Below are 14,270 nucleotides of genomic sequence, written 5' to 3'. Positions count from 1 at the left end.
TTGCCCCGGGGCGCATAACCCCCCGCGCCCCGGGGAAGAACAGGGGTCCACTCAACACACCTGTAACACACACGAGTTGGGCCAGGGGGAGCGTGTGGTGATCTTATTGGGACCCGTGCCGGAAGGCGCGGACGGGCCCATACCGGTCGAGGTCGACGCGCACCTCGACCCGTCCGCCGCAGGCGGGCTCGACCTCGTCTTCGGCGACGAGGAGACCCGGGACGGCGCCGGACAGCGGGTCGTCCGGGTGGCCCGGGACGTCTACACCGACGGGCTGGACCTCGCCCGCAGATGCGCCGCCCAGGCCGTACGGCGCTTCGGCGAGCTGCAGGAGGGGCTGCGGCCGGACGAGATCGAGATGCAGCTCGCCATCAAGATCGACGCCGGGGTGGCCACCCTCGTCAGGAGCGGGGCCGAGGCCCAGCTCCAGATCACGCTCCGCTGGCAGACCGCCCCCGCTTCCTCCACCGCAGCCGCTCCCGACGGCCAGGGGACCGGCGCGGCGGACGGGGCCGGTTCGTGAGCGGCGCGGTGCCGGGGCCGCGCATCCTGCCGTACTCCCGGGTCGTCGCCCAGGACGAGCTCAAGCTGGCGCTGGAGCTCCACCACGTCGTCCCCCGCATCGGCGGCGTGCTGATGGCCGGACCGCGCGGCACCGCCAAGTCGACCCTCGTACGGGCCTTCGCGCTGATGGCCCACGGCGAGCTGCCGGTCACCCTGCCCATCAACGCCACCGACGACCGCGTCGTCGGCGGCTGGGACCTGGACGCGCTCATCCGCGGCGAGCCCCGGCCGCAACCCGGGCTGCTGGAGGACGCGGCGGACAAGGGCCTGCTCTACGTCGACGAGGTCAACCTCCTCGACGACCACCTCGTGGACATCATCCTGGACGTCGCCGCCACCGGCGTCCTGTCCGTGCAGCGCGAGGGGCTGGACACCGCCAAGTACCTGTCGTTCGGGCTGGTCGGCACCATGAACCCGGAAGAGGGCGGGCTGCGGCCCCAACTGCTGGACCGCTTCGGGCTGATGGTCACCGCCGAGACCCTGGACGCGACGGAGCGGCACCGGCTGCTGCGCACCGTGCTCGACTTCGAGCAGGAACTCGGGCGCGAGGACTCCGCGTGGCTCTCCGCCGCCCGGCGGGACGACGCGCGCACCCGGGACCGGCTGACGGCCGCCCGGCGCCGGGTGCGTGACGTCGATGTCCCCGACCAGATCCTGGAGCTGTGTGCCCGGGCCGCGGAACGGACCGAGGCGGTGGGCCAGCGGGGGGAGATCGTGGCCGTGCTGGCGGCCCGGGCACTCGCGGCCCTGGAGGACGCGGACCGGGTGACCCCCGGGCATCTGCGGCGGATCCTGCCGATGGCCCTGCGGCACCGGCGGCCGGAAGCGGTGCACGGCGACACCTTCGACTGGGAGCCGGACGACGAGGCCCGCCTCCAGGACCTCTTCGAGGTCTGACCGAGATGGCATCCGTCCCGCCCCTCCCGCCCACGTCGCCCGACCCACCGCCGGAGAGCGGCACCGCCCGCACCGGAGCGGCCCCGCTCGACGACCCGGCGCAGCGGCTCGGTCTCGCACTGGTCTGCGCGGCGGCCGATCCGGCCCTCTCCGGGGTCCTGCTCCTCGACCTGGATCCCCGGCTCGTCGACCCGGTCGCCCGGCTGTTCGGCGCCGTCCTCGCCGGAGCCGCCGAACCGGCGCGCCCGCCGCTCGTACTGGGTGCCTCGGACCGGGACGAGGACCTGTGGACCCGTACCAGGATCCGCGGCGGCGAGCACGGCATCACCGTCCGCACCGAGCCCGGCCCCCTGACCGAGGGGGACGACGCCGACGGAGCGCCGCCGTTGGTCGTGGTGCCCGACCTCGCGCGGCTGAGCGTCGCCGGGATGCGCGCCGCGGTGCAGCTGCTCGGCGCCGACGTCGTGACCGTCGAACGCGGTGGACCGCGCCGGACGGTCCGGCCCCGGGCCCGCTGGCTGGCCGTCTGCCGCAGCGCCGACGTGGGACGGGTCAGCCGGCACCTGCTGGACCGGTTCGCCGTACGGCTGTCGGCGGCGGGGCTGCGGCTGCCCGGTGTGCGCGAGGCACTCGCGGAACCAGGACCGGGACCGCAGGTGGGGGTGGCGGGCGAGGGGGAGGCGCGCGAGGAACTGTTCGCGGGGCTCCCGGCCGCCTGGCGTTCGGCGGCCGAAGGAGGCATCCGGCCCGTGCCCGTAGGCGACGCGGCGATCGTCCGGGCACGGGAGCTGCTCGGGCCCGACGCCGGCGTCCGCCGGGAGCTGGCCCTCCTGCGGCTCGCCCGCACCTTGGCGGCGCTGCACGGCCGCCCGTCGGCCTCGGCCGACGACAGCGACACCGCGGCCCGGCTCATCGGGGTGGCCGTGCCTCGGAGCGCGCCGGGCCGCCCGGAGAGCGACCCGGCGCCGTCCGGTCCGGCGCCGGAACCGACGGGGCCGCCCGGCACCCTCCGGGAACGTCGCGCCGCCGGCGGGGACGGACGACTCCGGACGCGCGAGGGCGACCGGGGGCTGTTGGACACCGGACCCGCCGAGGGAATCGGCACTGCGGCCGGAGCCGCGCCCTCCGCGGCCGAGGGGAGCCCCTACCCGGAGGACGAGCCGGCCGCGGCGCGGGACGCCGTGCCGCTGAGCGGTCCCCGGCGGCGCACCACCGGGCCGGTCTCCACCCGGGGCACCGTGATCGGCACCCGGCGCGCCACGGACCTGCGGGACATCGCCCACGTCCGCACGGTGCGCGAGGCCGCCGTGCACCAACGGGCCCGGGGCACCGAGCGGTTCACCGTCGCCCCCGTCGATCTGCACAGCAACGTGCGCGCCGCCGCCCCCGAGCGGGTCCTGGTACTGCTCCTGGACCACACCTGCCGGGGCGGCACCGGGGACGGGAACCGGCCCGAGGTCCTCGCCCCCTTCCTGCAGTGGGCGTACACGAGCCGGGCCGGGGTGCAGGTGATCGAGGTCGGCGCGGCGGACGCGGCCGACGAGCTGCGCGCGGGGTCCTTCACGGCCCGCAGCGTCCTGGACCCCCGGGTGCCGGGCGCGCTGAACCGGCGGGCAGGCCGGGCGACGCCCCTCGCCCACGGAGTCGAACTCGCGGCGCACACGCTGCGCCGGCTGCTGCGCCGGCAGGGCACCGGGCCGGCGGAGGCGTGGCTGGTGGTGGTGACCGACGGCCGTGGCAACGTCCCGTTGCAGGCCAGCCACACCGGACGGTTCGCCGGCCCGGTGGCCGCCTCGGGGGTCGAGGACGCGGTGGAGGCCGCCGCCCGGATCGGAGCCATGGACCGGACCCGGCTGCACGTGGCGGTCGTCGACCCGGGCCGGGAACCGTACGGCGACCTGCCGTACGTCCTCGCCGACCGGCTCGGGGCGATCGTCGTCGACGGGCGCCACGCGCCCGGGGCGGAGGCCACCGGTGAGTGATCCCGGCCGCGGGACCCGCAGGCTCCCGGGCAACGGCACCGCCGGACTCCGGGCGGCCCTGCCGGGACTGAAGGCCGTGGCCCGCCGTCCCGCCGCTTCGGTGCTGAACCTGCGCCGCGCCCAGGAGCCGCCCGCCGGACTCGGCGGCACGGACGCACGGCCCGGCGCACGCCTGGAGGACGGTTTCGCCGTGCTGCGCGTCCTGCGCGCGGACGGGGCCGACGGACTGCCGGGCTACCGGCTGCAGGGCTGGTGCGGCGACCTGTCGGTGAACTGCGCGGCCGGACCCACCCGCCGGCCCGCTCCCGCCGTCAGCCTCGCCCGGCTGCGGCAGGACGGCGACGGGCACTACCCCTCGGAGGTGCTGCGGGGCATCCGCCTGTGGTCGGACAACCAGTACGAACTCGCCGGCTGGATCAACCGGATCCGTGCCCGGCACGGCGACCACCTGCGGCTGGTCGTGTGGGACGACACCGGATACGACCTGCCCTGGGAGCTGCTCCTGCTGCCCGGGGACGCCGGGGTCGGCCTGGCGGGCGGCCCGCTGGGGGCGCTGGTCGCCGTGGCCCGCTGGACCACCGTGCGCGATCTCAGTCAGGGCGGCCTGCCCGCCGAGACCGGGGACTGCCACGGCCGGGTGCTCGGCTACCTCCACCAGGACATGGCGGACGACGGCCGTGTCTTCACCTCGTACGCGCACCGGCTGCACCCGCGCATGACGCCCTTCCTCAGAGACCTCGACAGCCAGGACGACCGCACCGGACTGGTCTACCTGGGCTGTCACGGCACCTACGGCGAGGCCGTGCCGGGCCTCACACTCGGTGATCGCACCTGGGCCGAGCTGAACGGCGAGCCGATGTCGGTGCTGCGCCGGGACGGCTCGCTGGTCTGCCTCAACGCCTGCGACTCCGGCCGGTTCGTGGACAACCGGGCCCAGGGGGAGGAGGCGCTGCGCGGATTCGCGGAGCTGTTCCTGCGCAAGGGCGCGGGCGGCTGCATCGTCAGCTCCGGGAAGGTCGGTGACCTGGAAGCCCGGGCGATGGCGCGGCGCCTGGTGCGCGAGGTGGCCGAGCAGCCCCGCCGCCCGGTGGTGCGGACGCTGCGGGACTTCCGGGTGCGGGCCCTGGAGGAGTTCGGGTCCCTGGCGGAGCTGCCCCGGGTCCGCAACGATGACGGACAGGTCGACGTCGTCGGCCAGAAACGGGTACTGCGGCTCCTGTACGCGTTCATGTTCCACTACTACGGGCATCCGGGGACGGCGCTGCGGCTCACCGCGGTGGACGCGCTCGGCACCGAGGGGGGAGGCGGCCGGTGAGCGCCGCCGGACGGCCGGCCGGGCAACCGCTGCTGATCGAGCCCGTCGTCGCGTGGCCCCGGCAGGCGGAGGCGGGCGCCGACTACCTCGTCACCGTCGATCTGCGCGGCCCGCTCCCCTCCGCGGACGGCGGGCCTGCCCAGTGGCCCCACCCCGAGGAGGAGTTCACCTTCACCGTCACCCTGGACGGCGCCCCGCACCTGGACTGCTCCGCCCTGGGCGAACCGAACGTCGTCCTGCACCGCTTCGGCGGCACCTACGGACCCGCACGGTTCCGGGTCTCCGCGGGCACGGACCTCGGGCCCGCTTCGCTCTGGCTGACCGTCAGCAACCAGTGGGGCGTGCCGGTCCGCAAGGCGGAGCTGCGCTGCGAGATCCACGCGGCCACCGGCGCCGCGGCCGCACCGGCCCGGGGCGGCCCGACGCCGCCGAACGTCCCCCGGACGCCCCTGCCCCGCCCGTCCCCGGCCACCGTGCGTCCCGACCCGGACCGGCAGACGGTCACGATCAGCTTCGCCGGTCTCGACCGGGCCTGGGCGGCCTGGATCGGGGACCGGCTGGAGCGGCGCGGGGTGCGGGTGGTGCCGCTGCGCCGGGGTTCCCCGGCCGAGGTCCCCCCGGCGGCCCTGCTGCGCGACCTGACCCTCGCGCCCGGGCGGGCCCTGCTCGTCCTGAACACCCCCTACTTCGGCGACGGCACGCACTCGTACGAGGAGTGGAACGCGGTCCTGCGTGAGGTCGTCGCCCCCGACCCGGACCGGTTCGCGGCCGTGTCGGTCACCGGGGCCACGCTCCCCTCGGAGGTCTCCCTGCTGGCGCCCGTCGCCCTCCACGGCCTGCGCTCCGAGGAGGCCGAGCGGCACCTGCTGGAGCGTCTCGGCCTGCCGACCGAGCCGGTCACCGAGGACGCCGAGGCCGGGACCGGGCCGCGGTTTCCGGCGGACGCGCCGGGCGTGTGGGGCGCCGTGCCGCGTCGCAACACCCGTTTCACCGGCCGTGAGGCCCTGCTGGACGAGATCCACGACCTGCTGGGCGGTGCGCGGCCGGGCACCGGAATGCTGACGCTGCACGGCATGTCCGGGGTGGGCAAGACGCAGCTCGCCGCCGAGTACGCGCACCGGCTCGGCCCCGAGTACGACGTGGTCTGGTGGGTCAACGCGCAGGACCGGGCCGACTGCCGCCGCCAACTGGCCGACCTCGCCCCCAGACTGGGCCTGCGGACCGGTCAGGAGTACGGGGAGCGGCTGCGCGCGGTGCGGGACGCGCTGCGCCGCGGCGAGCCCTGCTCCCGGTGGCTGCTGGTCCTGGACGGTGCCGACGAGCCCGAGGAGATCGAGGACCTGGTGCCGACCGGCCCGGGACACGTCCTGGTCTCCTCGCGTAACCCGGAGTGGAGCCGCCACGGCAGCGGGCTGCTGGAGGTCCCCGTGTACACCCGGGACGAGTCGATCGCCTTCATCCGCCGTCGCGCGCCCGGTCCGACACCGGCCGAGGCCGACCGGCTCGCCGAGGCCCTAGGCGACCTGCCGCTGCTGCTCGCCCAGACGGTGGGCTGGCTGAACGACTCGGACCGCTCGGTCGACGAGTACCTGGTCCTGCTGGCGGACGGCGACGGCACCGAGGGCGACGCGCGGAACGCGGCGGAGGACTTCCCGCCGGCCTTCCGGACGGCCTGGTCGATCCTGCTGGCCGAACTGCGCGAGAGAGCCCCGGAGTCCGTCGTCCTGCTCCGGCTGTGCACCTTCTTCGCCCCGGGCCTCGTCCCCGTCCACCTGCTGCGGAGCATGCCGCACGACGGGCTGCCCGACTCCGTGGCCGGACTGCTGAGCGACCCCCGGCGCTGGGACCGGGCCCTCGGCCACCTGCGCAGGCACTCCCTCGTCCGGGTGGAACCGGACCCGGCGGAACCGGAGCGCGAGAACCTGTACGTGCACCGGGTCGTGCACCAGATGGCGCGCAAGGCCATGCCGGAAGAGGTCCGGCGCGAACTCGTCGACGTCGTACGGCGGGCCCTGGCCGCGGCCGGGCGCGGCCGGCCGGCGGCCCCCGAACAGTGGCCCAGGTACGCCGAGATCGTGCCGCACCTCAAGTACGCCGACGTCCTCGCGACCACCGAAGAGGCCGTGCAGACGCTGGTCCTCGACTGCCTGCGCTACCTGTACCTGTCGGGCGAGTACGGACCGGGCGTCCGGCTCGGCGGCCATGCCACCCGGATCTGGCGTTCGCTCCTCGGCGACCAGCACCCCCTCGTCTGGGAACTGACCTACCACTACGCCAACCTGCTGCGCGCCGCCGGAGACTTCCACCGCACGATGGAGATCGAGCGGGCGGCCGTCCGGCACCTGAGCGAGCAGCGGGGGGAACGCGACCCCGACCTGTTGCGGGCCCTCGGCGGACTGGCCGCGGACCTGCGCGGCCTCGGGCACTACGCGGAGGCCCTGGACATCTCGCGGCGGGTGCACGGCACGTACCGCGAACTCCTCGGCGACCAGGACACCCGCACCCTGAACGCACGGAACAACGTGGCCGTCTCGCTGCGGCTGCTGGGCCGCTACGAGGACGCCTTGAGCGTCGACCTGCCCACCCTCCGGGAGCGCCGCCGGCTGCTCGGGGACCGGCACCCGTGGACGCTGAGTTCGGACACGACGTGCGCCGTCGACCTCCGGCTGCTCGGCCGCCACGAGGAGGCCCTGTCGAGGCAGGACGCCAACTGGCGGCTGGTGCGCGAGACGCTGGGCGCCCACCACCGGCAGACCCTGCTCGCCGCGCACAACCTCGCGCTGTGCCACCACGCCGTGGGCGACACGGACGCGGCGGTCCACCACGTCGGCCGGGCACTGGAGCTGGCGGAGCGGGTGCTCGGCGACAGCGACCCGCTGGTGCTGATGCTCCTCGCCGGCCGGAGCTGCCTCGCCCGGGAGCAGGGAGACCTCGGCCCGGCCCGGGCACTGAGCGAGCGCGTCGTCGGCCGCTACGAGGAGACGCTCACCGCCGGTCACCCCTACGCCGCGGGCGCCCGCGCCAACCACGCCCTGCTGCTGCACCGGGCGGGCGAGCACGACCGCGCACCTGCCCTCGCCGCCGCCGCGCTGGCCGACATGGACGCCGCCGTGGGGCACGACCACCCCTGGACGCTGGGCTGCGCGCTCAACGCGGCGATCCTGCACGGGGACGCCGGAGACGCGGAGCGTGCCCTCACCCTGAGCCGGGACACGGCCGACACGGCGGCGCGCGTCCTCGGTCCCACCCATCCGTTCACCCTCTTCGCGGGCGTGACCCTCGCGGCCGGACTGCGCGTGCGGGGGCGGCGCGGGCAGGCCGACGCGGTGCAGAGTCGGGCCCTGGAAGGGCTGGTCGCCGTCCTCGGCCCCCAGCACCCGCGCACCCTGTCCGCCCGTGCCCGGCGTGCTCCGTTCTGGGACTTCGAACCCCAGCGCACCTGACCGGGCGCCCGCGTGCGCCGGGGACGCCGAAGGGCCCGGCCCCGGGGAGTTCCGGAGCCGGGCCCTGCACGGCGGGCGGCCGTGGTCGGCGTCAGAGGCTCACGCCTCGAACACCTCACGCACCAGCTGCTCCTGCTCGGCCTGGTGCCGCTTGGCGGAGCCGACGGCCGGGGACGAGCCGTGCGGCCGCGAGATGCGGCGCAGGCGCTCACCGTGCGGGACGTCGGCGCCGACCGCCAGGTCCAGGTGGTCGATCAGGTTGAGCGCGATGAACGGCCAGGCACCCTGGTTCGCCGGCTCCTCCTGGGCCCACAGGTACTTCTCGGCGTTCGGGTACTTGGCGATCTCCGCCTGGAGCTCGGCGCCCGGCAGCGGGTACAGGCGCTCGATGCGGATGATGGCCGTGTCCGTCAGGCCGCGCTTCTTCCGCTCGGCGTCCAGGTCGTAGTAGACCTTGCCGGCGGTGAAGACGACCTTCTTGACGGCGGCCGGGTCGACCGAGTCGTCGCCGATGACCGGGCGGAACTGGCCCGTCGTGAACTCCTCCGCCTTCGAGGCCGCCGCCTTCAGGCGCAGCATCGACTTCGGGGTGAAGACCACCAGCGGCTTGTGGTGCGGGTTGTGCACCTGCCACCGCAGGAGGTGGAAGTAGTTCGACGGCAGGGTCGGCATCGCGACCGTCATGTTGTTCTGCGCGCACAGCTGCAGGAACCGCTCCGGGCGGGCCGAGGAGTGGTCCGGGCCCTGGCCCTCGTAGCCGTGCGGGAGCAGGAGGGTGACGCCAGAGGTCTGGTTCCACTTCTGCTCGGCCGAGGAGATGAACTCGTCCACGACCGTCTGCGCGCCGTTGACGAAGTCGCCGAACTGCGCCTCCCACATCACCAGAGCGTCCGGGCGGGCCAGCGAGTAGCCGTACTCGAAGCCCATCACCGCGTACTCGGAGAGCAGGGAGTTGTAGACGTTGTACCGGGCCTGGTCCTCGGACAGGTACAGCAGCGGGGTGAACTCGTCGCCCGTCTCACGGTCGATGACGACCGCGTGGCGCTGGCCGAAGGTGCCGCGCTGCGAGTCCTGGCCGGTCAGCCGGACCGGCACGCCGTCCAGGAGGAGGGAGCCGACGGCGAGGGTCTCGCCCATGCCCCAGTCGATCGTGCCGTCCTCGACCATCGCCGCGCGGCGCTGCAGCTGCGGCAGCAGCCGCGGGTGCACGGTGATGTGGTCGGGGATGTTGACCTGGGACTCGGCGATCCGCTTGACGGTCTCGGCGGTGATCGCGGTGTTCACGGCGACCGGGAACTCCGCCTGCGGCTCCGCGGGCTCCGCGGACGCCGGCTGCGAGACGGCCTCGCGGACCTCGGTGAAGACCTTCTCCAGCTGGCCCTGGTAGTCCTGGAGCGCCTGCTCGGCCTCCTCCAGGGTGATGTCGCCGCGACCGATGAGGGACTCGGTGTACAGCTTGCGCACCGAGCGCTTCTTGTCGATCAGGTCGTACATCAGCGGCTGGGTGAAGGCCGGGTTGTCGGTCTCGTTGTGACCGCGGCGGCGGTAGCAGATGAGGTCGATCACCACGTCCTTGTTGAACGCCTGGCGGAACTCGAAGGCGAGCCGCGCCACGCGGACGCACGCCTCCGGGTCGTCGCCGTTCACGTGGAAGATCGGGGCCTCGATCATGCGGGCCACGTCGGTGGCGTACATCGAGGAGCGCGAGGACTCCGGGGCGGCGGTGAAGCCGACCTGGTTGTTGATGACGACGTGGACCGTGCCGCCGGTGCGGTAGCCGCGCAGCTGCGACATGTTCAGGGTCTCGGCCACCACGCCCTGGCCCGCGAAGGCCGCGTCGCCGTGGATCGCCACCGGCAGGACGGTGAAGTCCGTGCCGCCCTTGTTGATGATGTCCTGCTTGGCGCGCGAGACGCCCTCCAGGACCGGGTCCACCGCCTCCAGGTGCGAGGGGTTGGCGACCAGCGAGACCGCGATCTGCTCGCCGTCCAGGCCGGTGAAGGTGCCCTCGGCGCCCAGGTGGTACTTCACGTCGCCGGAGCCGTGCATCGACTTCGGGTCGAGGTTGCCCTCGAACTCGCGGAAGATCTGCGCGTACGACTTGCCGACCACGTTGGCCAGCACGTTCAGCCGGCCGCGGTGGGCCATGCCGATGACGACCTCGTCCAGGCGGGACTCGGCCGCGGAGTCGATGACCGCGTCGAGCAGCGGGATGACGGACTCGCCGCCCTCCAGGGAGAACCGCTTCTGGCCGACGTACTTGGTCTGCAGGAACGTCTCGAACGCCTCGGCGGCGTTCAGGCGGCGCAGGATGCGCAGCTGCTCCTCGCGCTCCGGCTTGGTGTGCGAGCGCTCGATGCGGTCCTGGATCCACTTGCGCTGCTTCGGGTCCTGGATGTGCATGAACTCGACGCCGGTGGTGCGGCAGTACGAGTCGCGCAGCACGCCGAGGATGTCGCGCAGCTTCATCAGGGACTTGCCGGCGAAGCCGCCGACCGCGAACTCGCGCTCCAGGTCCCACAGGGTGAGCCCGTGCTCGGTGATGTCCAGGTCGGGGTGCTTGCGCTGCTGGTACTCCAGCGGGTCGGTGTCGGCCATGACGTGGCCGCGGACCCGGTAGGAGTGGATCAGCTCGAAGACGCGGGCGGCCTTGGTGACGTCGTCGTCGTGCGAGGCGTCGATGTCCTTGAGCCAGCGGACCGGCTCGTAGGGGATGCGCAGCGCCTTGAAGATCTCGTCGTAGAAGCCGTTCTCGCCGAGCAGCAGGTTGGCGACCTGGCGCAGGAACTCGCCGGAGGCGGCGCCCTGGATGACCCGGTGGTCGTAGGTCGACGTGAGCGTCATGACCTTCGAGATGCCGAGCTTGTTCAGGGTGTCCTGGCTGGTGCCCTGGAACTCCGCCGGGTAGTCCATGGAGCCGACGCCCAGGATGACCGACTGGCCGGGCATCAGGCGCGGCACGGAGTGGACGGTGCCGAGGCCGCCGGGGTTGGTCAGGGAGACCGTGACGCCGGTGAAGTCGTCCATCGTCAGCTTGTTGTCGCGGGCGCGACGGACGATGTCCTCGTAGGCCTGCCAGAACTCGAAGAAGTTCAGCGTCTCGGCCTTCTTGATCGCCGCGACGACCAGCTGGCGGTCGCCGTTGGGCTTGACCAGGTCGATGGCGAGGCCGAGGTTGATGTGGGCCGGCTTGACCAGGGTCGGCTTGCCGTCCTTCTCGCCGAACGAGTGGTTCATCGTCGGCATGGCCTTGATGGCCTGCACCATCGCGTAGCCGATCAGGTGCGTGAAGGAGATCTTCCCGCCCCGGGCGCGCTTGAGGTGGTTGTTGATGACGATGCGGTTGTCGAACAGCAGCTTCACCGGGACCGCGCGCACGGACGTGGCCGTGGGCAGCTCCAGCGAGGCGTTCATGTTCTTCGCGACCGCGGCGGCCGGGCCGCGCAGGGTCACCAGCTCGGGGCCCTCGGGGGCGGTGCCGGCGTCCTTGGCGGGCGCGGGGGCCTTCGCCTGCGGCTTGGCGGCCAGCTTGGCGGCGCGGCGGCGGGCTTGGCGGCCGGAGCGGCCGGAGCCGCGGGGGCGGCAGCGGCGGGCTTCGCGGGAGCGGGCGCCGGGGCGGCGGCCTGCGGCTGCGCCGGGGCAGGAGCCTGCGCCTGCGGGGCGGGGGCGGCCGGTGGCGTGCTGCCGGTGTCCGTGGGCACGGTGCCGGCGGCGGTCGGGGTCGCCGCCGCTCCGGGCTTGTAGTCGGCGAAGAAGTCCCACCAGGCTCGGTCCACGGAGTTCGGGTCCTGGAGGTACTGCTGATAGATCTCGTCGACGAGCCACTCATTGGCACCGAACGCGGCCGCGGGGTTCTTTCCCGCGGTACCCGCTTGGTCGGTGTCGGTCGAGATGCTCGAGTTACTGGGGGACTGTGGCGACACGGCGAGAACCGCCCTCTTCCGCTTCACAAGATGGTGGACAGCGGGAATCAAGGCTACGCCTACCGGCCCCGGAAGGTCAGACTGGGCCCGTTCATCGTCGCGTAAGTCACATTGCAGACCGCGTTTCGGCGCTGGAAATGGCGGGAAACAACCGAGGTTCTGCCGCGTGCGGGATCGGGAGACCGGGACCCGGCGCCTCGAAAACGCGGGCCCGTGCCTGATCACACGTGTCTGCCAGGGCGGACGCAGTGGATCTTGACGCTCCGCTTCGAACCCTACGTCAACCGGACGTCGACGGCAGGCCCGGAAGAGTGATGAGGATGCGGCAGCCCCGCTCGGATTCGGCCACCCCGATCCGGCCGCCGTGCAGATCCACCGCCCAGCGCGCGATCGCGAGGCCCAGACCGGTGCCCCCGTCGCTGCCCGGACCGTGCGGCCGCGACACCGAACCCCGGTTGAACCGCTCGAACACCCGGCGCCACTCCGAGCGCGGAATGCCGGGCCCTTCGTCGAGAACCTCCAGCTCAAGCGATTCCGGCAGCTCGCCGCGTCGCGCCCGGACGGTCACCCGGCCGTGCGGCGGGCTGTGCTTGACCGCGTTGTCGATCAGGTTGGCGACGACCTGGTGGATGCGCTCGGGGTCGGCGTGCGCGGTCAGCTCCGGCGGGAAGACGTCCAGGGCCAGGTGCACGTCGGTGCGGGTGTGGCTGCCGGAGCCGGAGGCGATGCCCGCGCGCGCGGAGGCGACCATGTTGGCCTCCTTCAGCACGCCCGACAGGTACGGCCACACCTCGAAGCGGCGCTTGCGCAGCGGTATGACGCCGTTGTCCAGGCGGGAGAGGTCGAGCAGCGTCTCCACCAGCCGGCCGAGCCGCTCGGTCTGCCCGAGCGCCGTGCGCATGGTCTCCGGGTCGGCCTCGGTGACGCCGTCGACGATGTTCTCCAGCACCGCGCGCAGGCCCGCGATCGGGGTGCGCAGCTCGTGCGAGACGTTCGCCACCAGCTCCTTGCGCTGGAGGTCCTGGGCCTCCAGGTCGTCGGCCATCCGGTTGATGGTGACGGCCAGGTCGCCCAGCTCGTCGCGGCGGTTCTCGCGCACCCGGCGGGTGTAGTCGCCGTGCGAGATGGACCGGGCCACCGCGTTCATCTCGTCCAGCGGCGCGGTCAGCGAGTGCGCCACGAACTGGGTGATCAGCAGCGTGGCGATCATCGAGAAGACCGTGATGAAGCGCAGCTCCGTCTTGGTGTGCACCGCTATCACCGACAGGCCGGTGGTGATCAGCACCGACGTGACGACCAGCGCGCCCAGCTTGGTCTTGATCGAGAACGGGCGCACGCCGCCCCAGGGCTCCCCGGTGGTCCGAGGGCCGGGGCTCCTCCGTGCGGCTTCCCGTCCTCTGCTGCTCATGGCGTCGGTGTCTCCAAGGCGTAGCCCACGCCGTGCACGGTGCGGATGCGCTCGGCGCCGATCTTCCGGCGCAGCGCCTTGATGTGGCTGTCCACGGTCCGGGTGCCGGAGGCGTCCGCCCAGTCCCACACCTCGGCGAGCAGCTGCTCGCGGGAGAGCACCGCGCGCGGGGTGTTCGCCAGGCAGACCAGCAGGTCGAACTCGGTAGGCGTGAGGTGGACGTCCTCGCTGCGCACCCGCACCCGGCGCTGCGCGTGGTCGATCTCCAGCTCGCCCAGGCGCAGGATGCCGCTGCGCGGCGTGGAGGCGGCCACCACGGCCCGCTCCACCCGCCGCAGCAGCACGTGCACCCGGGCGGCCAGCTCGCGCATCGAGAACGGCTTGGTCATGTAGTCGTCGGCGCCCACGCCGAGGCCGACCAGCATGTCCGTCTCGTCGTCGCGCGCGGTGAGCATCAGCACCGGCACCGGCCGCTGGGCCTGCACGCGCCGGCAGACCTCCAGGCCGTCGAAGCCGGGCAGCATGATGTCGAGGATCAGCAGGTCGGGCTGCCAAGCCTCGGCCGTGTCGACGGCGGACGGACCGTCGCCCGCCGTTTGCACCAGGAACCCCTCGGCGCGCAGGCGGGTCGCGATGGCGTCCACGATCGTCTGATCGTCCTCGACCACCAGCACCCGGCGCTGGGCGCCCTGGGTGGCCGTGCCGTTGTGGGAGGTCTGTGTCTGCTCCATCGCCCGC

At 73.6% G+C, this 14,270-nt stretch carries 7 protein-coding genes and 1 pseudogene; 5 read left to right on the top strand and 3 right to left on the bottom strand.

Going from position 1 to position 14,270, the window contains the following annotated elements:
* Nucleotides 1-115: 115 nt before the first annotated feature.
* From Sru02f_RS31525 to fxsT, 5 genes are read left to right on the top strand one after another with little or no spacing between them, the layout of a single operon-like run.
* Nucleotides 116-523, top strand: coding sequence for a CU044_2847 family protein (locus Sru02f_RS31525; protein WP_244941904.1), 408 nt, complete (start codon nucleotides 116-118; stop codon nucleotides 521-523).
* A complete protein-coding gene (locus tag Sru02f_RS31520; protein WP_244941905.1) occupies nucleotides 520-1,461 on the top strand; it encodes an AAA family ATPase in 942 nt (313 codons plus the stop codon). Before Sru02f_RS31525 ends, Sru02f_RS31520 begins: the two co-directional genes overlap by 4 nt.
* Nucleotides 1,462-1,466: 5 nt before the next feature.
* Nucleotides 1,467-3,443 carry a magnesium chelatase gene (locus tag Sru02f_RS31515; RefSeq protein WP_109033384.1) on the top strand — a complete coding sequence of 659 codons (1,977 nt, stop codon included), beginning with the start codon at nucleotides 1,467-1,469 and terminating at the stop codon, nucleotides 3,441-3,443.
* Entirely contained in the window at nucleotides 3,436-4,758 is a 1,323-nt protein-coding gene (locus Sru02f_RS31510; RefSeq protein WP_244941906.1) for a CHAT domain-containing protein, read from the top strand. The genes Sru02f_RS31515 and Sru02f_RS31510 overlap by 8 nt, the downstream gene beginning before the upstream one ends.
* Nucleotides 4,755-8,201 carry an FxSxx-COOH system tetratricopeptide repeat protein gene (gene fxsT, locus Sru02f_RS31505; RefSeq protein ID WP_109033385.1) on the top strand — a complete coding sequence of 1,149 codons (3,447 nt, stop codon included), beginning with the start codon at nucleotides 4,755-4,757 and terminating at the stop codon, nucleotides 8,199-8,201. Before Sru02f_RS31510 ends, fxsT begins: the two co-directional genes overlap by 4 nt.
* Nucleotides 8,202-8,300: 99 nt before the next feature.
* Here the strand turns inward: fxsT and Sru02f_RS31500 are convergent.
* The 3 genes and pseudogenes from Sru02f_RS31500 to Sru02f_RS31490 form a co-directional block, all read right to left on the bottom strand.
* A pseudogene (locus Sru02f_RS31500) lies at nucleotides 8,301-12,124 on the bottom strand (multifunctional oxoglutarate decarboxylase/oxoglutarate dehydrogenase thiamine pyrophosphate-binding subunit/dihydrolipoyllysine-residue succinyltransferase subunit).
* Nucleotides 12,125-12,404: 280 nt separating this feature from the next.
* Nucleotides 12,405-13,532 carry a sensor histidine kinase gene (locus Sru02f_RS31495; protein ID WP_109033387.1) on the bottom strand — a complete coding sequence of 376 codons (1,128 nt, stop codon included), beginning with the start codon at nucleotides 13,530-13,532 and terminating at the stop codon, nucleotides 12,405-12,407.
* Nucleotides 13,529-14,263, bottom strand: a complete 735-nt coding sequence (locus Sru02f_RS31490; RefSeq protein ID WP_003973686.1) for a response regulator transcription factor — start codon at nucleotides 14,261-14,263, stop codon at nucleotides 13,529-13,531. The genes Sru02f_RS31495 and Sru02f_RS31490 overlap by 4 nt, the downstream gene beginning before the upstream one ends.
* Nucleotides 14,264-14,270: the final 7 nt, after the last annotated feature.

This window comes from Streptomyces rubrogriseus (genome assembly GCF_027947575.1).
Lineage (GTDB): Bacteria > Actinomycetota > Actinomycetes > Streptomycetales > Streptomycetaceae > Streptomyces > Streptomyces rubrogriseus.
Note: the sequence above shows the minus strand (reverse complement) of the source record. Positions and strands in the feature narration are given on the sequence as shown.

Bases quoted from the DNA above. Each gene is read 5' to 3' on its own strand.
- Sru02f_RS31495 (WP_109033387.1), bottom strand. From the start codon at position 13,532: ATGAGCAGCAGAGGACGGGAAGCCGCACGGAGGAGCCCCGGCCCTCGG.
- Sru02f_RS31515 (WP_109033384.1), top strand. From the start codon at position 1,467: ATGGCATCCGTCCCGCCCCTCCCGCCCACGTCGCCCGACCCACCGCCG.
- Sru02f_RS31490 (WP_003973686.1), bottom strand. From the start codon at position 14,263: ATGGAGCAGACACAGACCTCCCACAACGGCACGGCCACCCAGGGCGCC.